The sequence below is a fragment of the Erythrobacter sp. S227 genome (assembly GCF_057364925.1).
In genome coordinates this window covers 566948-590296 of the sequence record NZ_CP200280.1, presented here as the reverse complement: position 1 = coordinate 590296, position 23349 = coordinate 566948, and the positions used below count along the sequence as shown (strand labels likewise).

At 58.5% G+C, this 23349-nt stretch carries 15 protein-coding genes; 3 read left to right on the top strand and 12 right to left on the bottom strand.

The genetic code is table 11. The features are described 5' to 3' along the window. Window positions 1–45: 45 nt before the first annotated feature. The 9 genes from AC0V6Q_RS02780 to AC0V6Q_RS02740 form a co-directional block, all read right to left on the bottom strand. Window positions 46–2313, bottom strand: a complete 2268-nt coding sequence (locus AC0V6Q_RS02780; RefSeq protein ID WP_486166903.1) for a DUF11 domain-containing protein — start codon at window positions 2311–2313, stop codon at window positions 46–48. Further along, window positions 2310–7565, bottom strand: a complete 5256-nt coding sequence (locus AC0V6Q_RS02775; protein WP_486166902.1) for an isopeptide-forming domain-containing fimbrial protein — start codon at window positions 7563–7565, stop codon at window positions 2310–2312. The genes AC0V6Q_RS02780 and AC0V6Q_RS02775 overlap by 4 nt, the downstream gene beginning before the upstream one ends. 28 nt (window positions 7566–7593) lie before the next feature. Further along, the gene (locus AC0V6Q_RS02770; protein WP_486166901.1) at window positions 7594–8703 is read right to left on the bottom strand and encodes a hypothetical protein; all 1110 of its coding nucleotides are present in this window, start codon (window positions 8701–8703) and stop codon (window positions 7594–7596) included. 109 nt (window positions 8704–8812) lie between these two features. Beyond that, on the bottom strand, window positions 8813–9298 hold the full coding sequence (locus AC0V6Q_RS02765; RefSeq protein ID WP_486166900.1) for a hypothetical protein: 486 nt from the start codon (window positions 9296–9298) through the stop codon (window positions 8813–8815). Between the two features lie 30 nt (window positions 9299–9328). Then, a complete protein-coding gene (locus AC0V6Q_RS02760) occupies window positions 9329–10309 on the bottom strand; it encodes a hypothetical protein (protein ID WP_486166899.1) in 981 nt (326 codons plus the stop codon). A 167-nt stretch (window positions 10310–10476) separates the two neighbouring features. Further along, complete coding sequence (locus AC0V6Q_RS02755; protein ID WP_486166898.1) at window positions 10477–11472, bottom strand: DUF2891 domain-containing protein; 996 nt, start codon at window positions 11470–11472, stop codon at window positions 10477–10479. Continuing rightward, window positions 11463–12413, bottom strand: coding sequence for a DUF979 domain-containing protein (locus AC0V6Q_RS02750; protein WP_486166897.1), 951 nt, complete (start codon window positions 12411–12413; stop codon window positions 11463–11465). Before AC0V6Q_RS02750 ends, AC0V6Q_RS02755 begins: the two co-directional genes overlap by 10 nt. Beyond that, a complete protein-coding gene (locus tag AC0V6Q_RS02745) occupies window positions 12410–13102 on the bottom strand; it encodes a DUF969 domain-containing protein (protein ID WP_486166896.1) in 693 nt (230 codons plus the stop codon). The genes AC0V6Q_RS02750 and AC0V6Q_RS02745 overlap by 4 nt, the downstream gene beginning before the upstream one ends. Further along, window positions 13095–16634, bottom strand: coding sequence for a hydantoinase B/oxoprolinase family protein (locus AC0V6Q_RS02740; protein WP_486166895.1), 3540 nt, complete (start codon window positions 16632–16634; stop codon window positions 13095–13097). The genes AC0V6Q_RS02745 and AC0V6Q_RS02740 overlap by 8 nt, the downstream gene beginning before the upstream one ends. Before the next feature lie 299 nt (window positions 16635–16933). On the opposite strand from AC0V6Q_RS02740, the gene AC0V6Q_RS02735 reads away from it, so the two are divergent. Beyond that, window positions 16934–18328 (top strand): hypothetical protein, encoded by a 1395-nt coding sequence (locus tag AC0V6Q_RS02735; RefSeq protein WP_486166894.1) that lies wholly within the window; start codon window positions 16934–16936, stop codon window positions 18326–18328. Between the two features lie 92 nt (window positions 18329–18420). Here AC0V6Q_RS02735 and pgsA read toward each other — a convergent pair whose 3' ends face one another. Next, on the bottom strand, window positions 18421–19032 hold the full coding sequence (gene pgsA / locus AC0V6Q_RS02730; RefSeq protein WP_486166893.1) for a CDP-diacylglycerol--glycerol-3-phosphate 3-phosphatidyltransferase: 612 nt from the start codon (window positions 19030–19032) through the stop codon (window positions 18421–18423). A gap of 156 nt (window positions 19033–19188) precedes the next feature. On the opposite strand from pgsA, the gene AC0V6Q_RS02725 reads away from it, so the two are divergent. Next, a complete protein-coding gene (locus AC0V6Q_RS02725) occupies window positions 19189–20586 on the top strand; it encodes an MFS transporter (RefSeq protein WP_486166892.1) in 1398 nt (465 codons plus the stop codon). Between the two features lie 6 nt (window positions 20587–20592). Here AC0V6Q_RS02725 and AC0V6Q_RS02720 read toward each other — a convergent pair whose 3' ends face one another. Then, entirely contained in the window at window positions 20593–20886 is a 294-nt protein-coding gene (locus AC0V6Q_RS02720; RefSeq protein ID WP_486166891.1) for a hypothetical protein, read from the bottom strand. Window positions 20887–21072: 186 nt separating this feature from the next. Between AC0V6Q_RS02720 and AC0V6Q_RS02715 the strand changes: the two genes are divergently transcribed. Then, window positions 21073–22761: a thiamine pyrophosphate-binding protein gene (locus AC0V6Q_RS02715; protein WP_486166890.1), complete on the top strand. Its 1689-nt coding sequence runs from the start codon at window positions 21073–21075 to the stop codon at window positions 22759–22761. On the opposite strand, the gene AC0V6Q_RS02710 is transcribed toward AC0V6Q_RS02715, so the two are convergent. After that, on the bottom strand, window positions 22758–23168 hold the full coding sequence (locus AC0V6Q_RS02710; protein WP_486169234.1) for an EVE domain-containing protein: 411 nt from the start codon (window positions 23166–23168) through the stop codon (window positions 22758–22760). The genes AC0V6Q_RS02715 and AC0V6Q_RS02710 overlap by 4 nt on opposite strands. Between the last annotated feature and the right edge of the window lie 181 nt (window positions 23169–23349).

Here is a 23349-nt window from a genome sequence, read left to right as displayed (position 1 = left end):
GCAATGCGAGGTCGATTCGCGGGGCTGTTGCAGGGCAACGACAGCCTATTCGATTTCGTATCGTACCGTGATGGTAAAGGTTGCACCCGCTGCAAAAGCACCGTCCGGGTTCACTCGGAAATCAGTAATATTGGCATCGCAGCCTGTTCCATCGTCAACCGGCGTATAGACGAATGAAGCTCCATTATTGTTGGAAAACTCCACATCGTCGACGCCCGAACCCAGACTTGCAAAAGCGTAAGTCAGGTTAGAATTGCCGCCCGGATCGCTGAAAATTATTGGCCCACCAGGACGGCTGATCAGGCACATTCTTGCGTCCGCTGGACCATTGTCGAGGACTGACAAGGTGTCTGTGAAAGCTGCGCCATTGCCGATATTTGTGACGGTGATCAGATACTCAACAGTCGCACCGGGAATAGCCTTTGGATTGCTCGTGCCGTTAACAGGGTCGGCAATGATCGAGCTCACCTTGCTTACCGTGATATCGGCTTCCGAAGGGGTGCAGAACGAAATATCGTGGATTGCGATGCTCTGATTTGATGGATTGTTTGGCGCACCGGGCCCATTGCCATACTCGATGATGATGGTGTCGATCGGGTCGAGGAACGTGAAAACACCTGTACCATTCGCCGTTGAGTCACCAGCGCCACCGCTGCCGATCAGCGAAGGACCAACAATCTGGTTTGCAGAGCCATTGGTCAAAATCGCGTTGACCCTGACACCGTTCAGCAAGCCATAGACCGTCACACGGTCTTCAAAAGTACCCGACCGGTCGATATCGAAGACAGCGAATTGAGCACCCGTAAATACACGCGGCAAATCAATAGTGGTCACCGCTTGTTGTTGGCGGTTGTCATTGTTCTGGTTGAACGCAAGCGCAAGCTCTTGAGGGTTGAGGCCGCCGGAAACGGCTGTTGTGAGAGCAGGAACCGCTCCGCCAAAGCTACCGCGCGAGACAAAATTGCCATCGGTGACAATATCGAACGAAATGGTCCCGAAACTTGCCAGCGAATAGGAATTGTTGAGGCTGCCTCCGGGCCAGGTTACACTATCCCAGTCGAACAATGTTTCCCCAACAGGGCACGGAAGAACCGGCGGAGTGCCTCCAGAAGGCGTGGCCGCAACGACGAAAGAGCTGCTCGCGAAATCGTCTTCGGATGATACGGCGTTGTTCGGGGTGGAATCGGGGTCCTCGGCACTACTGGCGATAATTTCTGCGATGTTGGTGATCGTTGTCCCCTGCGACGCAGTGACTTCGCCTGTGATGTTAATCGTCGCGCTTTGACCAGGAGCCAAGGTGCCAACGTTCCACTGACCGTTCGTGCTGTTAAAGGTCCCATCGCCATCGGCGGTGTCAAAGGCGATGCCGCTGGGCAAGGTGTCTTGCACAACGATACCGTCGGCATTGATCTCAGACACAGCCGAGTTGGTGACGGTTAAGCGCCATGTGGCGAAACCGCCATTGCTAGGCGGTGAGCCGAGCAATTGTTTTGTGAGCGAAAGATCAGCGCCTGGCTCTGAATAGGCAAGATCAGAAAATCCAATAAACTGCGCAGAAGGATCGCCTGTCCCGGTGTAACTGAAATAGACAATCTGAATGCGCTGAACCGCCTGACTGCCAAAGTCGAAATTGATATTACCGGTTGTGTTCGCGGTTGAAGATCCTGCAATCCCGGTCCATCCGTTGACCGTCGCGTCATTGGTTCTCTGAAGCGACGTGCCTATCGTCCAAAGTGAAGTATCGACCGCCGCGTTGGTAAAAGCGCCCGTTGCATCGCCCGCGTAAAAGACTTCAATCGCATCGGTGAAACCGCCGGCATCAAGGTCGCCAATCGAGAAAGTAAGCCCGGTTACAGCCCTGCTTAGATCGATCGTCATCGTGATCTTGTCAGCTGGATCATATTCCTGATTGTCGAAGCTCAGCAGCAGCGGCGATGGTGCGCCGCCGATTGTGCCATTGAAATAGCTGACGAATGTTGTCGCAAAGCCTGGTACCACAGTACCGGGACCAGTTGTTTCGCTCGACCAGGTGATTGTTGCAACCGTGCCATCAGAACCGGTGACCTGTGTCCCTGATGGAAGTGAGCCTTGACTAGCAGCGCCAGCATCAGCCCAATCGATATCCTGACTTTGCGCGAAGGCTGTGCTTGGCTGAAGCACAAATAGCGCAAATACAAGGCTCGCCCAGACACCGAGTACTTTCGCAGCAGAAAAGGCGCGTTCAAACATCGCGCCTGCATAAGAGCGGATGGTAAACAGCGCGTTTACCCTGGCTGTATTGTTACAAGAATTGACGATCATCGGCCCGCTCATCGCCCTAACCCCAGAAACTCGAAGCTGCTGGTGTCGAACTTCAGACGGACGGCTGCGAATACGCCTTTGTCGGTGTTGCGCGCTTCTGAGAAATCGCCATCACGGAAACCTTCGACGTTGTAGCCGACAGTGACGAGCATGCCGTCCACAGGCGTAAAACCAACGGTCGGGCCGTATGAGAAGCTGGTCACATTGTCCTCAAGGTTTGCGCGAACGGTTGCGCTTGCACCGATCTCGAACTTTTCTCCGATACCGATGCGAGCGTCTGCGCCAACGAAAGCAGTGGTGCCCGAGAACTCAGTGCCCTCGAACTCGTCAAAGTTGTAACGGCCACCAAGGAACAGGCCGAATTCATTGCGGCGGCTTTCGCGCGCTACGCCGTTGCGGTCTTCGTCCCAATCGCGCGGGCTCCAATTGGTGGACCAGCTTGCGACCACGCGGCGTGAGGTTGCATCGCCGTCTACGATCAGGGCGCTTGCACCTGCACCGCCTGCTTCACCAGCGATACCGCCGGTGACCTTGTCGCTGCGATACTCAAGCTTACCAAGCATCGCGATTTCAGAGGCGTCCGGACGGTGAGCAAAGGCAATCGCTGCGTCCATAATCTCGACTTCCGGGCCAAGCTCGTCTTTGGCACGGGTCCAGGTGATGCCAGAGCCGACAATGCTGCCCTCGCCCAGTTGACGGATACCACCAAAGGTTGCGCCGTAGCGGTCTGCTTGCTCGCCATCGCGATATTCGCCGCGCGCCGTCAGGCTCCAACGGTCTTTGCGCCATGCGCCGCCGAAAGTGACAGCAGTAAAGTCTTCGAAGAGCTGGCCACCGGTCAACTGACCGCCAGAGGCAGCAGGTTGAAGTGGATTGATCAGGTCGGCGGTGTCTGGCGCACCGTTCAAAGTGCGGTTGCCGTCAATGGTCGCATCAAGCGAAAACTCAGGGGTAAGCTGAAGCGTTTGGGCAAGACCGAAGGCGGCAAATGTGCGGTTGCCAAGCTCGCCAACGCTCTCTTGACCAAGCGAAGTGATCACCTGACCACCCTGCCACGGAGTAAGCTCGATACCGCCACGCAAGGTGCGCGCGTCGATGTTTTCGCCGTCGGCAATCTCGTAAGTGCCCACAAGGCGGACGCCATTGGCAATCGCATAGCGAGCGCCAATGCGGTGACGCGCTGGCAGGTCGAGGCTTTCGGCTTCGTCCAGAGCAATTGCGGTGGATGCGGACAGTTCAAGTGAGTTGTTGAGCAAACGCTTGGTCACGCCGCCTTCGAGCACGGTCGAGGTGTTGGTTGTGCCGTCCGCCAGCCGGTCATTGAAATGCGTGAGGCCAACGCGGAAATCGGTATCGGCGCGCGTCAGGTTAAGCTGTGTCTGCGCAGCGCGGCGGCGCGAGCTGTCTGCAAGGCTTTCATCCTGCCAAACGCTGCCAAGAACGCTCAAATTGTCACCCAGGAACACGCGGCCATCGACACCAAAGCGGCGGCGGCCAAGGTCAACACCGTTTTGCTGACCAATGCCGTAATCCTGATCCAGCTCACGAGCGTAAGCGAGGATGTCGACCTTGCCGGTTTGGTGCTGCACTTCGGCAAGCCAGCCGGTTGCGGTTTCGCCTTCGCGGCGGCTTAGAGCCAGTTCGCCGCGCACTTCGGTGTTGTCACCCATGTTAGCGCGAAGGTCGAGCGTACCAAGGTCGGTGCGAGCGCCCTCACCCTTGTCGGTGATGGCATTGGCGCCGATGCGGATGCGGCCGTTTTCGCTGGTCCAGTCTGCGCGGACACCTGCGTTCAATTCACCCTCGCCAAAACCATCGGTTTCATATTCGACGATAATGAATTGCGGATTCAGATTTTCGTCGCGGCTCAAAACCGGGCGCGTGAAAGTGATTGTGCCGGTCAGCAGGTCGACATCATAGTCGAGGAAGCGCGTCAGAGTGGTCGTTGAAACGATCTGCTCTGGACGGAACCGGTCGCGCACTTCAAGCGTCACACGCTCCGAGTTTGCAAGCACGCGGCGGCTGCCGAGCTGATAAGGACCGGTGATGCCCTGCCCCTGGATCTCTTCGCGTTGAAGTCGGGTCGAGATGTCAGCGGCAAAACCGCTCGCCTTGAATTGGCCAACGCGCGCTTCCGCCTTCACACCGGTCGCGGTGCGGTTGTAGCGGGCAAGGCGGGTCTGATCGAAAGCGGTCTCAAAATCGCCATAGAGCGCGTAGAAGGTCGACGTTTCGATCCGGACGTAGAGTTTTTCACGGCTTGCAGCATCGAAACGGCGCGAGGATGCATCGGCGAAGACGCTGTAATAGGCATTCGGGTCAAGCTGACCCAATACGCGCTGGTCTTCGCGCTGCTTGGCGCTGTCGTATGCGATGGTGGTCAGGAACTTACCGAGAATGCGGCCCTTTGCGTAAAGCGCGACACGCGCATCATCGCCAAGATCGCTGTCAAAGCGGCCTTCCCGCTCCATATTCTCTGCAACCGAACGGGCGCCTACGGTGCCTTCTGCAAGGCCAACGATGGTCCACTCGATGTCGCCGGGAACAACCCAGGTTTCAAGCTGCTGCTCGCGCACCAACTCGCCATCGTTGAAGTCGAAATCGAGACGCAGCGAGCCGGACACCATGGTTGGTGCAAGCTCAATACGAGCGATACCGTCAGTGCCTTCAACAACCCAGCGTGCCTGGCTTGGCGTGAAGCCGGTGAGCTGGTTCAGCTGCTGGCGGTCCACCTGCTCGGCGCTTTCATAGGGCGCGTTGAGGGTGAAGTTGCCGCTGACACCTTCGCGAAGCGGGCGGTTGTTGCGGTCAAGGACGCGGATCGCGATCACAGGACGCGTGCGGCCATCGGCAACAAGATTGGAAAGCTCTGGCACCAACTCAACACGGGTCGGCGTCGTGGTGAAGAACACTTCGCGGGTGAAAGTTTCGTTCACGCCGCCAAACGAGTTCACAACGTCCGCTTCGAGCACGGTGCGCTCGCCTTCAAGGACGATACCGCGCCATGTGCTGACCGCGAAACGGCCTTGTGCAGGGGTCAAAGTGCCATCGAACGCAAGGCCGCTCACCTCTTCGCCATTGACGCGAAGCTTGATCGTTTGGCCGCGGCGGTGACGGATTGCCACGCGGATCGCGGGAGAACGCGGGTTCGCAGTGAGGCCAGGCGTCAGGAAGCCATCTTCGCCGTCGCCAAGCGCGATCCAGTCGGTGTTTGGCGCATAGGTAGGAATTGCTCCCTCAGCCGCATTGGCGGTGCTTTCAAGAACACCTGCACGGGTAAGGCTGCCTTCATCAATCAGTGGTGCAACGCCGTCGATATCGGCATTGCCAGAGCCGCCCGCGATTGCATTAATGGCGCGCGCACTCTCCCCATCCGGACGAGCCTGTCCAGCCAATGCGGCAAGAGCTTCGTCGACTTGGGCTTGCGTGCTTTCAGGGAAAGCAATGTGGAAATCGGCAACCGCCAGCGTACCGCCCTGCCCGATGACAAAGCGCGAGCTTGCGCTGCCGGCGCTGCGGGTGTTGCGGTGGCAATCAACAAGTTTGCCGCCTTCGGGCACAGTCATACCGGCAACCGCAACAACGTGCGTGCCGGGCACAACGCCTTCAAAGTGATAGCGGCCATCGGCATCGGTGATCGCGAAAGATCCATCTTCCATGACTACGCGGACACCGGGAACGCCGGGACGCGGATTGTCGCGGCTATCGCGCACTGAACACGGGCCAGCTGTAATGCGGCCGATGATCGTCATGCGGTCAGCGATCGTCTCGCGCTCGACATCCACGACCGCTCCAGCGCGGGTGACGCGGCCAACAGAGTCCACCGTCACAGCCTCGTTAATCGCTTGGCCCGGATTAGCATCAGGACGCACGGTCATTGCGTAAGTCACGCGGACACTTTCGCCCCCCGCCAGATCGCCAAGCGTAATAGTGAGCGTGCGGCCATCGGGCGCAAACTGCACTGTATCAGGCGATTCAGCGCCATTCACACGCACCGTATCAGGGCGGAAGCGAAGGCTTGAAGACGGCGTATCGGTAAGAACCACACCGCGCTTTGGACGCGAGGGATCAGTATTGGTCGCAGTGATCGAATAGAACACAACATCGCCGGGCTGCACGCGGTCACGTGACGCCGTTTTGACAAGGCCGATGTCGGTGCCCGGACGATCCAGCGGAATGTCCACCTGCACCGGAGTGGGATCAAGCAGCGTAAAGGCATCACCAAATGACGCGTCCAGAATGACGAAGGCGCGTCCGTCCGGTCGTCTCAGCTGTGCAAGGCTTGCCGGGCTCACAACCGAAGGCGCGGTGTAAGGCTCTGGCGGCTCGATCACGAGGCGGTAATCGCCAAGATTTGTCAGCGGGAACCAGAACTCGCCCGGTTCCTGTGTGTGGATGAGGCCATTGCCGTAAGGAATAGGCTCACCCGAAATCACCGTCGAAGGCCACGGCGTTACGCCGTCCTCGGCAAAAACAGTTGCAGGAGCGCCAGTAATCGCATCGACCAGCGAGACGCGTGCGCCAGATACTGGCTCGCCGGTTTCGCTGTCGAAGACAACTCCAAACGGATCGGCAAGAACTTCAACCTGTGTTTCAACCAGAACATTGGTTTCATTGGGAAGTGTTGCTTCGATAAAGATCGTCGCGCCGTCATTGATGCTAAGCTGACAATCGCCAGACGCCGGCAGAGGCGGAATGCGGGCTGTGCCGATTTGACCCACGAACACGCCGGTATTTGCGCCGGTCTCGAAGATTGTGAGCGTTTCTTCATCACCTGTGGAGGTGGTGATCGTCACTGAAAGCCGGTCCTCGGCATCCTTGTCGATATTGGCTGCAAGCGCAGTGATTTCGAACAGGAGAGTTTGCCCCGGCGAAATCGTGGACGTGACAGAAGCCATGCCTTCGCTAGGCGTCAGCTCAACATCACCAGAAGTTCCGCCGCCATTGCCCGATGCCGGGCCCTGAGCGCTTGCTGCACACAAAGGTGCGCGGAAGTTGAGGTCAACATCGCCCTGAGGGGTCGGACGAAACGCCCGAATCGAAGGTGGGGGCAATGTGACGTCAAACTCAACCGTATTCGAGGCCGTTTCGCGCTGGCGCCCCCCTACTAGCCAGCTGGCCTGAGCCGTATTTGTCACTGTGCCGATCACTTCGGCATCAGTGGTATTTGTTTGCGCAAATGCGTCTTCTCCAGGCATGCCGAATGGCAGCAGGACTACAGAGAGTCCTGCTGCCAAACGCTTCAAAGAAGAGCACACACGCATGGGTCTATTATCGTTTTAAATCAGCGATCTAGTTGATCGTGACTTCGAAATAGACCGAGCTGGTGGTCGCTGCTGGAATGTCAGCGAGCGTACCCGCAATCACACCAGCACCGTTAGCACCGCCAGCCGTGAAGGTGGCATCGCCGCCTTCTTCATCCGTGCCGCCGCTACAAGTCGCAACCGGGGTTGGACCCGAGCTGTCGACGGTGGCTGTGCCAAGGAAGATGCCCGAGCCCGGCGTGAAGGTCACATCGCCCGGAAGGTCATCGTTCACCGAAACGGCTGTTGCATCAGCAGCGCCGCCCGCGTTTGTTACTGCGATACAATATTCGATCACAGCGCCAGGGATGGCTTTCGGGTTGGTCGTGCCGTTCACCGGATCGCTGACGATACGGCTGGATTTGACGACTGACACAAGAGCGCCGGCAACCGAGAATGTACCCTCGGCTGAATCGTCACCTGCATTGGCGGCTTCTTCAGCAGTGCTCGTGCCATCGGCCAGAACCGTGTCGACACCAGCAGTGTCAGCACCGCTCGTTGCGTTGATTTCAGCGCCAAGGCCAGCTGCGCCAGCTTCGTGCGCATCTGCGATCAGAACAACGTCGAAGGTGTCGCCGTTAACTGCATCGGTAGTGATGTCAGCAACAACAATAACTTCGAGGGTTTGCGTGCCCGTGCCATCGTCAGCAGCGACTTCGTCGAGGAACGTGATCGCTCCAGCGTCGATTTCGGCCTGATCGAGAACGCCATCACCATTGAGGTCACGATAAATCGTGATGTTCTCGATGTTGGCAGCGGTTCCGCCGGTCAGGACAGTCGAGAGGTCAAGATCAACCGTGTCGTTCGACAGGTTGGTAACATCAAAGGCAAGAACAGCCTGAACCTGGCCCGGTGCCACCTGAACAGGAGTTGCACTGGTCAAAGTGACATTGACATCAATACGGCGGTCAACCGTAAACGTGTCGCTGTCTGTTACAGTCTGTGTTGTGTTGGGGTCATTCCCAACTTGATAGGAGACCGACACGGAGTTCGTGATCGTATCCCCTGCTGTTGTGCCGACTGCGAGAGCCGGCGTGCTGGTCATTGCAACAAGCGCGACTGCGCTCACTGCACCCAGCAATCGGGTAGATTGTCTCATTGCAAGTGGTCCTTTGCGAGTGTGTGCCCTGCGTCAAAACTTCCGCCCACAAGGCTTGGCGGCTTGCGTTCCCCCTGTTCAGAAGAACGAAGTTGGTTTCCGCGTCCGATCAGCGAATGATGGCGGGATATTCGAGGCGGCCGCTTTCGCCCGGCGCGATTTCGGCCAGAGTCCAGCGGACGTGAGTGACATCGGCATGCTGCGCGCTGCGCGAGCTGCCGTCTTCAAGGGTGACGGTGAGTGAGGCGAGCGGCCCCCAGGTCTTTCCGCCATCGACTGAAACATCGAGATCGGCATCGGCGTCCGACGCCAAACGCACAGGTGCCGGAAGCGGGTTGGTGACGACGAAATTCTTCACCGGCTCATCGCCCGAATTGGAATAGTCTGTGCCAAACACCAGGCGGTCACCCGGAACAATCGTGGTGGGCGTTACCATCTCGGTCGTCTGCGCGCCGGTTTCATCGACCGTGGTGACAACAGCTTTGACATCGCCCGACAACGTTACCGGGCTTTCCGTTTGTGCCAGCGCTGGACTAGCCAAAGCCGCTGACGCTGCGAAAGCTGCGGTGATGAGAGCTTGTTTGAAATTGCGCATTTGTCTGACCCTTCAGGTATATTTTCTTATTCAGTTGACCGTGACGTCGAAGGTGACTTCGAACGTGTCACCGCCATTGACGGTGCCGATGTCGACTGAAATTCCGGCTGTGTTGGAGGCCTCCCCTGCATCATCGCCCGACGCATCGGTGAGCGATGTACCGTCCAGAGCGAGGCTGCCGGCCACATAGGTTGTGTCGTCGGGAATGCCGTCCGAGATCACCAGGCTATCAAGCGAGCCGGTGCCCACGACTTCAGCGGTGATCGTAAAGGTTGCGACTGATCCGGGAACGGCGCTGGTGCCGCCAAACGGATCGACAAGGCTTACGGCCTTGGTGAGATTGACGTCTGTAAGGCCAATGACGAGCGAACCCGTTGATGTGCCCGACGCGCCCGTTGAACCGACAATTGCGTCGCCGCCGTCAACGCCTGCTCCGGCAATCGTTGTCCCCGGCGCGCCAGTACCTGTGACTGCTTCGGCGAGGAGTTCAACATCACTGTTGTCGCCATCGTTGACGCCTGCGGGCACTTCGACAATCACAAAGACGGTGATGGCTTCATCAGCGGCAAGTGTAGGAGTTGTCTCTGGCCCGGTCAGGATCTCGTCGACCCCTTCGTCGTAAACGCCATTGCCATTGGTATCGATCGCGATCGACGTGATGGTTGTTTCAAAATCATTGCCCGCGACCGCAGGGTTGGCGGTCAAAGTGAATTCCTCTGGCCCATTGCCCTGGTTGGTCACTTCAAATGTCAAAACGCCTTGACCCGGCTCTGATGGCACGGGCCCGCTGTCTTGCGAGGTCACCGTCACGTCGAGCAGTTCGTCAACCCGCACGGTCACCGTATTGGAGTCGACGGTCCGCGTACCCTCGCCATCGTCGAATGTGGCGGTCGCCGTGTTTTCAATGAGTGACCCTGCGTCAACGCCTTCTGCCATGGCAGGTGCGGAAAGGGTAAATGCCGCCAAAACACTTGTGGCGAACAGCGTGCTGATGAGTTTCTGCGTATCCATACCTACGGGCATGTACGAAGGAATGGTTAGCAACCTCTTACTGGCACTTGTAAAACGAGGTAATTTCCCAGCGTTTGCGCGACCTTGGCGCGATCCGGTTTAGGGTTAATCCGGCATTGAACCTTGCGCAGAAAAACAGGTGTCGAAACTGGGTTGCTATCGCGTTTCTAAGGGGTTTCCAGAAGCGCCAGCAAAGCGAAGCTCGCAAGCCAGTGTTCGCCCATATAGTCACCCGCTATATGAGGGATTGCCGCAGTCAGGTGGTCCATGGCACGGGCCTTGAGCAGGTCCGAAGCCTCTGACCTGCCGAGCGCGCGTTCGATCCGGAGGAGGCACCAGGCACGGCTGAGGTTAAGCCCGTCGAGATGAGCGATCTTGCCATCGCTACGGTCTGAGACGGTCACGGGCACGCATTCACGCTCCACCCATCCGTTGTCGATGACCAGACCCTCAAACCAGGGAGCAAACCCCTCTGGCGGCATGACGTCACTCATCAGGCACGCTGAGGTGAGGACAGGCGACAGAAACTCATCACCCCCTGGCTCCCACCCTGCGTAGCCAGACCGCTGGGCGAAGTTACGCATCGCCCAATCGTCAATGAGAGCAAGGAGTTCAGGATCGCGTGTCTGCGCCCATTCGCGGGCCAGTGTCAGCGCAAAGGCGGTGTTGAAATGGGTTCCCACCGTGATCGGATAGGTCAGCAGCGGCAGGAATTCTTTGAGCCGCTTGGCAAATGCGCGCGCCAATGGCTCCAACCGCTTGCCCCATTCCTGATCCGAATGCCGCTCTGCCTCGTGGTGGAGGTAAAGCAGCCAGCCCCAGCCATAAGGCCGTTCCCACCCGCGCGCCGTCGGGCGATCAAGGTAGGCACGTTCAACAGCAAGCTTCTCCTGCGTCAGAGTGGTTTGCGCTAAAGCGGTTATCCCTGATACTTCAGAAATATTGGGAAATATCCGCCGTAAACTCAACAAAAGCCACCATGAATGCACGCAGGAATGCCAATCATAGCTCCCGAAGAACGCCGGATGCAGTTCGCGCGGTGTCTTTGCATCGGCATCCTCAGCCATCGCGTGCATAGGCTGGTTGGGATATTCCTGCGCCACATGGCCAAGCGCAATTCTGGCAAATTTGCTTGCGGTATCCTTGGTAAGGCTCAGTTCCATAAAAGAAATGCCCCCACATAGATGATGACAACATTGCAGACCCACAACGGAACCGCGGTACCTACCTGCTGACGGATGACGGCGTTCTGGTCTTTAAGCTCAAGCAGCGCTGCGGGCACAATGTTAAAGTTGGCCGCCATGGGCGTGAGCAATGTGCCGCAGAAGCCTGCGAGCATCCCGACCGCGCCAATCACCGCCGGATTGCCGCCGTATCCTTCCACCAGGAGCGGAATACCAATCGCCGCCGCCATCACCGGGAAGGCGGCAAAGGCGTTGCCCATTATTATTGTGAACAGAGCCATGCCAAGCGCGAAGACAACAACGGTCAGGAAAATGCTTCCTTCGGGGATCATATCGCCTGCAAAACCGCCGATGATCTCACCCACACCTGCCAATGCAAACACCGCGCCGAGCGCGGCGAGCATCTGCGGCAGGATTGCTGCCCACCCGATGGAGTCAAGCAAACGTCGCCCCTCTTGAGCAGGCGCGAGCAATGGCGGACGCAGCCACACCATCGCAGCAACAAGCGCGATCACCACTCCGACCCCAAACAGGATGAGCGTCTCGCGCCGTTCTTCAAACAGGCCAGTCCCGTTGAGCGGGGTGTAATTGTAGAGCAGCGTTCCTGCGACTGCGGTGATCGGCACAATCAGAGCCGGGACAAACAACCTGTTGCCGAGTGCCTCGGAAAAGGCCGAGCGTTCTTCGGGCGTTGTCGTCTCAGGGTCGGAGCGTTTCAATCCGCCCAATCCCGCAATCGCCACCAGTGCCAGCACCAGCACACCATTGGCAAGATCGCCAAGATGCGTACCAGCCAAGAAACTGATAGACAAAAGTCCCCAAAATGCAGCGTTTCCAATGCGTTTGTCACCAATGCTGAGAATTGACCAGAAGGCAAAGAACGCGCCTGCGAGCCAGTATAGCCATTCATAGGTAATCATGGCGCGCGCCTCCCCAAGGACCGGTCAAGGGCGTTGATGCGCCACGAATGAATGAGGAAGGCACAGATCGCAGTAGGGATCGCCCAGACTGAAAGCTCAAGCGGAGTAAGCGGGTATCCGGAACTCTCAAAAACACCTTGAATCAGTAGGATAGAAGCGATTGCGAAGAAAATATCTTCACCAAAGAACAATCCGACATTGTCGGTCGCCGCCGACATGGCGAGGACTTTCTCGCGATCTTCGGACCGCAATTGGCCATGCGACTTTTCCGCCGCTGCTTCGGCCATTGGAGCGACCAGCGGACGCACAGCCTGAGGATGACCACCGATGTCCTTCATCCCTAAAGCTGCGGTGATCTGGCGAAAGCCGAGATAGATGACAAGAAGCTTGCCCATTGTCGCGCCGCGCACGCTTTCGATCACCGAACGCGCGCGCTGCTGCAGGCCATGGCGTTCAAGCAGGCCGATAACTGGCAAAATGATCCAGGTTACAGAGATGTAGCGGTTGTCGTTAAAAGCCTTTCCCAAGGCTTCAACAACACCAATGAGATCAATGCCCGCCAAAAGCCCTGTCACAACCGCAGCGCCGACCACAACCATGAGCGGGTTGAACCGCAGCGCAAAGCCGATCACCACCAAGGCGATGCCCAGCAATGGCCAGTAATTGGTTGCCATTTCAGCCTCATTCATGGCCGTATCCCCCTCCTCCCGGTGTCAGAATAACGAATGTATCGCCCACGCCCATCTCGGCGCTGTCAGTGGCGGTCAATTCCTCGCGCGATCCATCGACGCGCTCGACCCAGTTGCGGCCCGGCTGTGCGTCCTCGCCCCCGGCAAGGCCACGCGGCGGCACGGCCCTGCGATTGGCGAGCATGTTTGCGCGCATCTCTTCAAGGAAGGTCACGCGCCGCACAGTCCCGTCACCGCCACTGTGAGCGCCCTTGCCCCCTGACCCGCGCCGGATCGAAAACTCCTCCAGCCGCACCGGCAAGCGTGTTTCAAGGATTTCAGGATCAGTGAGACGCGAATTGGTCATGTGGGTTTGCACCGCGCTCGTCCCGTCATGGTCAGGCCCCGCCCCGGACCCGCCGCAGATCGTCTCGTAATATTGGTGGTGCGCGTTACCGAAGGTGAAATTGTTCATCGTCCCTTGGGAAGGCGCGAGCCTTCCCGTGGCGGCGAACAGCGTGTCGGTCACCGCTTGGCTCGTCTCAACATTGCCCGCGACCACCGCCGCACCGGGCTTCGGATTGAGCATGGAGCCTTCCGGCACGATCAGCTCAACCGGCTTCAAACACCCATCATTCATCGGGGTCACATCGTCGATCAGCGTGCGCAGGACGTACAATGCCGCTGCGCGCGTAATCGACTTGGGAGCGTTGAAATTGTCGGGGAGCTGGTCCGAGGTGCCGGTAAAATCGAACACCGCCGAACGCGCCTCGCGGTCGATGCGGATCGCGACTTGAACCTGCGCGCCGCTGTCGAGATGGGTGGTGAAGGCCCCATCCTCCAGCTCGCCCAGCAAGCGCCGCACGCTTTCCTCAGCATTGGCGATGACGTGGCCCATATAGGCTGCGACAACCTCAGCCCCTTGGTCCCGCGCCGCTCCGGTGAGCAATTCAGCTCCTCTCGTGCAGGCGGCCAATTTCGCGCGAAGGTCGGAAATGTTGCGATCAGGGCTGCGTGCCGGGTATTTGGCCGAGGCAAGAACCTTACGCACAGCATCCTCTCGAAAAACGCCTTGGTCCACCATCAGAAGGTTGTCGATCATCACTCCCTCCTCTTCGATAGCGCGGCTTTCCGGCGGCATGGAGCCCGGAGCGATCCCGCCGATGTCCGCATGGTGCCCGCGCGCCGCCACGAATGCGTCCGGTGCCTTGCTGGCGTCATTATAGAAGACGGGCACGATGACGGTGATATCAGGCAAATGCGTGCCGCCGCGATAGGGATCGTTCAGAACATAAGCATCGCCGCGAAGGAAACCCCTTCCGTCCCGCTTTTCACCGCGAGCCTCAATCACGCGGGCAATGGAATCGCCCATGCTGCCCAGATGCACAGGGATATGCGGCGCATTGGCGATCAGCGCACCCTCGGCGTCAAACAACGCGCAGGAGAAATCGAGCCGCTCCTTGATGTTAACCGAGGTTGCCGTGGACTGGAGCACCACGCCCATTTCCTCGGCGATGGCCATGAAATGGTTGTTGAAAATCTCGAGACGCACGGGGTCGACCTTGGTGCCCACAGCGCGCTCACGTTCGAGAGGAACGGCTCTGGTCAGCACGAGGCTTGCATCCTTGGCCAGAACCGCTTGCCAGCCCTCCTCCACCACAGTGGTTGAACCCGGGTCGATGATAAGCGCTGGTCCTTCGACCCGCTCGCCCTCGCCCATGCTTGCACGCTCGATTGTGCGCCAGCTGCCCGAAGCCTCCGCTCCCACAGCAACAGGAGCCGCCTCTGCGCTTCCGAGCCCGCCGGAATTGCCGCTTGCCTCAACGCTAAGCGCTTCAAGGATGATGCCCGCGCCATCGTCAGAATAGCCGAACTGCGCCAAGTGCGCTTTGCGGAACGACGCGTCCATCGCGGCTGTATCGCCGCAGTCCACTGTCAGCATGGAATCGCTGCCTTCAAACCGCAGCCTTGCCTTGGCCGATATATTAATCGCGCCCTCCTCGATACCTTGATCAAGCAGAGCGGTTCGCGCCTCGGCTTCAAGCTCTGCGAGCGGTGCGGCGAAATCCTCGTCCAATGGCTGCACAAGGCTGACCTCGCGGATCGCCTTGACCGGCGCGAGCCCGATTCCGAAAGCCGACAGAATACCCGCGAGCGGGTGCACCAACACCGTCTCCATCCCCAGCTCATCGGCGACCTTGCAGGCGTGCTGCCCCCCTGCCCCGCCAAAACAGGCAAGCGCATATTCGGTGACGTCATGGCCCCGCGCGACGGAGATTTTGCGGATGGCGTTGGCCATATTGTCGACTGCGATGGCAAGGAAACCTGCCGCAATCTCCTCCAGTGGCTTTGGCTCAGGCAGCGATGCAGCAACCGCCTCCAACGCGGCGCGCGCGGCCTGCGAATCGAGCGGTTCGTCGCCTTTGGGGCCAAACACGCTTGGGAAGAAAGCGGGGTCAATGCGGCCTAAAAACAGATTGCAATCGGTGACGGTCAGCGGCCCGCCTTTGCGATAGCACGCAGGCCCGGGATCAGCGCCAGCGCTGTGTGGGCCGACGCGGAAGCGCGCGCCGTCGAACTCGCAAATCGAGCCCCCGCCAGCCGCAACCGTGTGGATTTGCATCATCGGCGCAGCCACGCGCACCCCTGCTACCACGCTATCGCCGGTAAGCTCATATTCGCCAGCATAGTGCGCAACATCAGTGCTCGTCCCGCCCATGTCGAAGCCGATAAGCTTAGTGTGGCCAATCGGTTCGCACGCCGCGACCATGCCGACAACGCCGCCTGCGGGCCCTGAGAGGATGGCGTCCTTCCCGCGAAACGCGCCGACCTCGGCAAGACCTCCGTTGGACTGCATAAAGCGAAGCGCGCCTGAGCCGGGGAGTTCAGCCTGCAGTGTATCCGTGTAGCGGCGCAGCACGGGCGAGAGATAGGCATCCACCACGGTCGTGTCCCCGCGCGGGATGAGCTTGATGAGGGGCGCGACCTCGTGGCTGGTGCTCACCTGCGCAAAGCCGACTTCGCTTGCGATGGCCGCAAGGCGCGCTTCGTGGTCGCGGTATTTCCAGCCATGCATCAGGACGATGGCGATGGCGTCAAAGCCGTCTTTGCGCAGTGTCTCAAATTCTGCGCGCGCAGCAGTCTCATCAAGCGGGGTGAGTATGTCGCCATCAACGCCCACGCGCTCCTCCACCTCGATCACGCGCTCTGTCAGTTGCTCCGGCAGGATGATGTGGCGCGCAAAGATATGCGGGCGCGCCTGCGTCCCGATCCTTAGCGCATCACCAAATCCGCGCGTGATCGCCAGTGCCAGCCGCTCGCCCTTGCGTTCGAGCAGAGCATTGGTCGCGACCGTCGTCCCTATCCTTAGCTCTGCGATAGGGGCCTCGCCGTATTCCGCCATCAAGCGGCGCACGGCCTCGCTTGCCGCGTCATTATAATGTCCGGGATTTTCGGAAAGCAGCTTGTCCGTCACCAACTCCCCGCCCGGCGTCAGCGCGACCACATCGGTAAAGGTTCCTCCGCGATCAATCGCAAAGCGCCAGGCTGTCATGGTCCGCTGCATCCTTTGCGCATCCTTTGCGTATTCTTTGGATTGTTCGGGGCCCGATCACGCCCGGACGACCCTCTTCGCAAGCGATGCGCGCAAGGTCAAACCCCTGAGCAGGCGCTGTCCGCAGCCGGTCGTCCCGGGTTTTTCCCTAAGGCCCTTTCCTCAGGGCTGCCCCGCAGGTCTCAATCAGCGATCCGTTTGTTAGTTTTCGGGTAACCCTGTTCTTAAGCAATGCGTTCACCACATTTTTTCGGCTGATGCGCGGCGCCCAGACAGAGCCTTTTACCAGCGAGGACACTATGGCCAACGCTTTCCAGTTCCGATCCCTCCTTGGCATGAGCCAGGCGAAGGATGAAATCAGGTCCGATGATCTGACAGACCAGCATGAGGTCAACGATCCTCTACCCGCTGCGCCCCGCACTTCGCGCCCGATGCAGGTGCGCGAAAATCTTGATGTTCTGATGCGCCAGATCGAGCATGCGCGCCGCGATGCCGATCAGATGATCGAGGATATCAGCGCTCTCGAAGTGGACGCAGGGCAAGCGGCCGCGCTTCGCCGGGAGAACGATACATTGCGCGACCGGCTGGAAGATGCCACCCGCGATACAATCGCAGAGGCCGCCAAGACCAAAGAAGCATCGCGCGAAATCGGACGCCTGAAAGATGACCTTGCGCGCATTTATAGCGATTATGAGAAAAGCCAGCGCGAGGCGAGCGCCAATGCGCTTGAGGCCGAGCGCATCAGTGACCGCCTTCGCACTGCTGTTGCATCGCTGAATGATGCGCGCCGCGATATTGATACGCTGCGCGAGGCCAAGGACAAAGCCGAGGTCGAAGCCTCTTGCCTGCGCGCCAATCTGGTTGAACGCGACCGGGCGCAAGCGACCCTAATGCGGCAGGAACAGGACCTGCGGATGCAAGTGGTGCAACTTAAAGACCAGAACGATGAAATCACCGATGCGTTATCGCGCAAAGAGCGGGTTTTTCTGGAGAAGTCGGCAGAAGTCGATGCAGCGCGCGACCGGATTGCCGAGCTGGAAACGAATGCCGAAGCATCGCGGGAAGAAATCCGCGTTCTGGGCAACAAATATTCCGACCTCAAAGTCTCGCAAGAAGCGCGCATCTTCGCCTTGAACGACGGCCTTGGCCAGGAACGCGACAGTCACCGGATGACTCTCAAACTGCTTGAAGAAGCGCGGGCAAACAATGACTCCTTAAGCGACGATAATGCGCTCCTGAAAGACCAGCACGTTATTGCGGTTAGAGACGCCCAAAAACTAAAGCGCGAACTTGCTGCAACCCGGACACAGGTACACGAATATGGCGACAAGCTCAAAGAAGCGCACCTTCGGGTCGATTGTGCGCATGCCGATATTCAGCGTCTCGAGACACAATTGGAGGAAACGAAGAAGGACGCGGCCACTTTTCAGCGGAAGGCAAGCAAGTCTGATCAGCTCCTTCGGGAAAATACCGAGTTGCAGGAAAAACTGGCGCGGATGCAGCAAAGTCTGGATCGTCACCGCGATCAGGACCTGATGGGTGATCAGCCGATCATGCTGGCAAGTGTAAAGACGCCAGAAATGACTCCAGAAATGAACGGGGCAATGAGTGGGGCAAAGCCGGCTCCGCAAAAGGAGCCCGCAAGAGCGGCCGCCGCGACGGGCCCGAATGTTGCGCGCATCAGGCGGCGATAATTAGAGTTTAGCCAGGGGTGGCCATGGATGAGCGCGCGTTAGGGAAACCTTGAAGAACGCGCGCTCTACTCCCTTGCGAGGCACCGTGACCCTCATTCCATGTGCTTGAGGCCAACGCGCAGGTAATCCCAACCGGTGATGCATGTCAGCGCTGCTGCAAGCCACAGGCTCGCAAGGCCCACGACATGCACCCAGCTTTCCGCCAGCGTCTCACACGCCGGTGCATCAGGTAACTGACACGGCTGACCGTGGACCGCGCCGCCCAGAATAAGCGCACCGAGCGCCACGAGCTGGAATGTGGTCTTCCATTTCGCAAGCTTGGTGACGGGTACAGAGACCTGAATCCCGCCCAAAAATTCACGCAAGCCCGAAACCGTAATCTCGCGGACCAGAATAATGCCGCCTGCAATCACGTGCAGATCGCCCACATAGGGCCCGCGCAAATACCCTTGCGCCGTCAGAATCAGGATAACCGCGGCCACCATGATCTTGTCTGCGATTGGATCAAGGAACACACCCAGTTTCGAAACCGTTCCTTGCGCCCTTGCCAGATAACCGTCGAAAAAGTCGGTGATTGCGATCACGCAATAAAGCGCAAATCCGATGAGATAGCCCAGCTTCCAATCCGGCCACCACAAGAAGAAGCCGAGCAAGGGCACTGCAAAAATGCGCGACAAAGTGAGGATGTTTGGAAGAGTCAACATGGCAGGCATGGGTCCTTAGCGGCCATTTGCCATAAGCAAAATAGCCAAGTTTTGCTCTGCATGAAGTCGGGGCACCTTCTAACCCTCGCTCTTGTGCAAGCGGGCGATTGCATTACATGAGGCCGCGCAAGAAGCCTCCGGGACGCAACGTAACGCATGACCACATCGACGCATCTTATGCGCCAGAAGCGCTTCCTGCCGCTTATGGTGACGCAGTTTTTCAACGCGTTTAACGACAATCTCTACAAAACGGCGATGACCCTTTTTGTGGTCTATTCGGTCTATTCGTCCGAGCAGGATGAAGCGCTGTTTAGCGGCGTGGGATCGCTCATATTCGTCCTGCCTTTTGTGCTTTTTTCCGCCCTCGCCGGGCAACTTGCCGACACCCGCGACAAGGCGGCGATCATTCGCATTGTGAAACTGTGCGAGATCGGTTGGGCAAGCCTTGGCGTGATTGGTCTGTACCTCGTCTGGCAGGGCATTGCGGTCCACACTGTCGCTATCCCCTTGCTGCTTGTGGTCTTGTTTCTCGCATCGACCCAATCGGCGTTTCTGGGCCCGATCAAATACGCGATCCTTCCCCAACAGCTAAAACCCGACGAGGTTTTGTCGGGCACAGGATTGGTCGAGGCAGGCACCTATATCGCGATCCTTGGCGGCACCATTCTGGCAGGCTTTGTCGAGGTCGAAACCTCCATGATCATCATCATGATCACCGCGATCCTTGGCTATGTTTCTGCGCGTTTTGTCCCGCAGGCTCTGCCGCAAAGCAATTACGAGATGCACTTCCCGCTGCTTGAACCTTATGCAGCCAGGACCAAGAACGTGGTGAAGCGCTGGCTTGGCTATCCGGTTGTTGCCATCGCTGACCAGGCGGTGATGAGCTGGCGCCTTATCAAAGAGGTGAAGCAAAACCGCCAGATCTGGCTTGCCATCATCGCGATCAGCTTTTTCTGGACCATGGGCGCTGTCCTGTTCATCCAGTTCCCGCCTTTGGCCAAGAACCAGCTGCTTGCCACACCCGAAGTCGCCAGCCTGTTTCTGGTGATCTTTTCGCTAGGCATCGCTATCGGCTCGGTCAGCATCAATGCGCTTTTAAAAGGCGTCGTATCGGCCCGTTATTCGCCCATTTCCGTTGTCATCATGGGCGTTTTTCTGATCGGCTTTTACATCGTTGCAAAGGCGTGGACGCCCAATGCCGCCGGGGCATTGCTGCCGATTGAGGACTGGATTCTCGAACCGCTTGCGGTGCCTTTGTCGGCCATGTTGCTTGGCGTCTCGACAGCGGGAGGCATGTTTGTCGTGCCGCTTTACGCTTTCCTCACCACGCGCTGTGCCAAGGATGCAGCCAGCCGCACGATTGCGGTGAACAACATCGTCAATTGCATCAGCATGGTGCTGGGATCAGCGCTCGCGATTGGTTTGACCAGCATCGGGCTTCCGGTGGTTGACCAATTGCTGGTCGCAGCGGCCATGACGGTCGTGTCCGCCTGGCTCGGGTGGAAGTTGTATAATGCGGAGAAAGAGGCCGGCGGCCTCATTGATGCAGGCTGATCCGGCTTAAAGAATAAACACCAGCACAGCTGCAAAGGTCGCGAAATAGACGCTCGCAAACCCGCGCACATCATCCCTCGTCAAACGCCACAGGCTTTGCGCAGCGGTTTCGGCATGCGCATCGACCCAATCGGCAACCTCGGTCACGTGCCGGGGCAAACCGGCCCGAAACGGGTGACGTGCAGTTTCATCGGTCAGCACCAAAGCGCGGCGTTTGCGACCGGCAAGACGCCTGCTCTCGATCTCTGGAGCGGGGGATGCATTGAGGAAACCGTCGGCGGTCAATGATGCAATAGTCATGCGCCAAGCATTAAGACTTTCTTAACCTTTGAGCGAGCGCTCATTTCCGGTTGGCCAGAAGCGGGACAGTCAGCCGCTGTTGTGGTTAATTCCCACAATTGCCGAGGCCCGGCGCAAAACCGGTTCACAACGTTTGCTCTTGCCCCCTGCCCCCGCTAATCCAGCGGCAAGGCGAGAGGTAACAACGTGACGCAATTGACGAAATCCGCAGCAGAGCTTTTGGTCGAATGCCTTGAAGCGCAAGGGACCGACCGGATCTTTACTGTGCCGGGCGAAAGCTTTCTTGCAGTGCTCGATGCGCTTCATGGGCAAAGCGACATTGAAACCGTGATCTGCCGTCAGGAAGGCGGCGCGGCGTTCATGGCCTGCGCTGATGGCGCGATGAGCGCGGCAGGCGATAGTTTGCGCCCCGGCATCGCCTTTGTCACGCGTGGTCCCGGTGCAACCAATGCCTCAATCGGTGTGCATGTCGCGATGCAGGATTCGCAGCCGATGATCCTCTTCGTGGGCGATGTCGCCCGCCCCATGCGCGACCGCGAAGGGTTTCAGGAGGTCAATTTCGAAGCCTTTTTCGGGCCAATTGCCAAATGGGCGGCGCGCATTGATGATCCGGCACGCGTGCCCGAATACGTTGCCCGCGCCTATTCGGTTGCCGTAAGCGGGCGTCCCGGTCCCGTCGTCCTCGCCTTGCCGGAGGATATGCTGTGCGATCCTGTGTCAGCAGATATCGCTCCCCGCCCTGCCATCACCCGCCCTGCGCAGGCCGTTTGCCCTGACGCAATGCAGGCGATGTTTGCCATGATCGCAGACGCTGCCAGCCCGATTGCGATTATTGGCGGTGCCGGATGGAACACCAAAGCACGGCTAGGGTTTCAGCAGTTTGCAGAGCGCATCGGCCTTCCCGTTGCCACCGCATTCCGCAGGCAGGATGCGATTGACCCGACCTCTCCCGTTTATGCAGGCAATCTTGGCTATGGCCCCAACCCGAAACTGATCGAGCGGGTGAAGAACGCCGATCTTGTGCTGACGGTTGGCGCAAGGCTGGGCGAGGCGACCACTGACGGGTACGAAGTCATCACCCTGGAACATCCCGATCAATTGCTCATCCATGTGCATCCGGACCCTGACGAGCTGGGCCGTGTATACCGCACCGATCTTGGAATTGCGGCGTCTGTCGATGAATTCGCAGAGGCTGCCAGCCTTTGGGAAGATGCCTCCATCATCCCGTTTGATGCAGGGGCACAGGCGAATGCCGAGTGGCAAGCATGGGCAACCCATTCACCAACCGAAACACCTCCGGCTCTCGATATGGCCGCCTGTGTTGCCGCCATGCGCGAGGCGCTGCCCGATGACAGCATTATCTGCAATGGAGCGGGCAATTTTGCCGGATGGTGGCACCGCTATTGGCGCTATGCCGGATACCCCAGCCAATTGGCACCGACCGCTGGCGCGATGGGATATGGCGTTCCTGCAAGCGTCGCTGCCGCCCTGCGCCACTCCGACCGCACAGTTGTTGCCGTAGCAGGCGACGGCGACTTTCTGATGAACGGGCAAGAGCTTGCTACAGCCGCCCAATATGGCGCAAACTTGCTCGTTCTGGTGGTCGACAACGGCGCTTATGGTACGATCCGTATGCACCAGGAGCGTGAATACCCGGGCCGTGTTTCAGGCACAGGCCTTTCCAATCCCGATTTCGCCATGCTGGGCGCCAGTTTCGGCGGATGGAGCGCGACTGCGACCACGACGCAGGAGTTTGTGCAAGCTCTCAAAGAAGCAAAGGATCGCAAAGGACTGCGCCTCATCCATATGAAAATCGACGTGGAGCAACTCGCCGCAAGCGGTGCAACGGTAAGCGGGCTCAGATCAAAAGCTTAATCTTCCGCCATATCGCAGATGATTTGCCACTCATCGGGCGTAATCTTGGCTACCGAAAGCCGTGACAATCGCACCAGTTCGCACTGGGCTAGCTTTGGCTCTGCCTTGATCTGTTTAAGGCTCACAGGATTGTCGAACTGGCGCAAAGGTTTGACTTTGACCGCTGCCCATTTGCCGGTTTCATCTGTTGGATCGAGTATGCCCGCAACGCTCACCTCGCAAATGCCGACAATCTCCAATCCCTCGCGCGAGTGATAGAAGAAACACTGGTCGCCCACCTCCATCGCCCTCAGGTTCAGCTTGGCAGAGTGGTTGCGCACCCCGTCCCAAACGCCCTCTTTTTCAGCCACCAGATCATCCCAGCCATATTTGAACGGCTCGGACTTTATCAGCCAGTATTGCGGCATCGGCGTATTCTCCAATTCGGGCATTCGACTGCAATGCCAAAAACTAGCGCAGCTTGGTTCTGCGGGCCACCCTCAAGTGCAACCGCTCACCTCAAGCAGCGCCCTACCTCGTGGCTCGTTTTCAAGTTAACTCAATCTTTAAGACGTTTCTGATAATTACCCTCGCCTCACGTTAGGAAAA

Excerpts from the sequence above, each read along its gene's own strand:
- AC0V6Q_RS02755 (WP_486166898.1), bottom strand. The coding sequence starts at position 11,472 with ATGGAACTGAGCCTTACCAAGGATACCGCAAGCAAATTTGCCAGAATT.
- AC0V6Q_RS02780 (WP_486166903.1), bottom strand. The coding sequence starts at position 2,313 with ATGAGCGGGCCGATGATCGTCAATTCTTGTAACAATACAGCCAGGGTA.
- AC0V6Q_RS02735 (WP_486166894.1), top strand. The coding sequence starts at position 16,934 with ATGGCCAACGCTTTCCAGTTCCGATCCCTCCTTGGCATGAGCCAGGCG.
- AC0V6Q_RS02745 (WP_486166896.1), bottom strand. The coding sequence starts at position 13,102 with ATGAATGAGGCTGAAATGGCAACCAATTACTGGCCATTGCTGGGCATC.
- AC0V6Q_RS02720 (WP_486166891.1), bottom strand. The coding sequence starts at position 20,886 with ATGACTATTGCATCATTGACCGCCGACGGTTTCCTCAATGCATCCCCC.
- AC0V6Q_RS02760 (WP_486166899.1), bottom strand. The coding sequence starts at position 10,309 with ATGGATACGCAGAAACTCATCAGCACGCTGTTCGCCACAAGTGTTTTG.
- AC0V6Q_RS02740 (WP_486166895.1), bottom strand. The coding sequence starts at position 16,634 with ATGACAGCCTGGCGCTTTGCGATTGATCGCGGAGGAACCTTTACCGAT.
- AC0V6Q_RS02765 (WP_486166900.1), bottom strand. The coding sequence starts at position 9,298 with ATGCGCAATTTCAAACAAGCTCTCATCACCGCAGCTTTCGCAGCGTCA.
- AC0V6Q_RS02750 (WP_486166897.1), bottom strand. The coding sequence starts at position 12,413 with ATGATTACCTATGAATGGCTATACTGGCTCGCAGGCGCGTTCTTTGCC.
- AC0V6Q_RS02710 (WP_486169234.1), bottom strand. The coding sequence starts at position 23,168 with ATGCCGCAATACTGGCTGATAAAGTCCGAGCCGTTCAAATATGGCTGG.
- AC0V6Q_RS02725 (WP_486166892.1), top strand. The coding sequence starts at position 19,189 with ATGACCACATCGACGCATCTTATGCGCCAGAAGCGCTTCCTGCCGCTT.
- pgsA (WP_486166893.1), bottom strand. The coding sequence starts at position 19,032 with ATGTTGACTCTTCCAAACATCCTCACTTTGTCGCGCATTTTTGCAGTG.
- AC0V6Q_RS02770 (WP_486166901.1), bottom strand. The coding sequence starts at position 8,703 with ATGAGACAATCTACCCGATTGCTGGGTGCAGTGAGCGCAGTCGCGCTT.
- AC0V6Q_RS02775 (WP_486166902.1), bottom strand. The coding sequence starts at position 7,565 with ATGCGTGTGTGCTCTTCTTTGAAGCGTTTGGCAGCAGGACTCTCTGTA.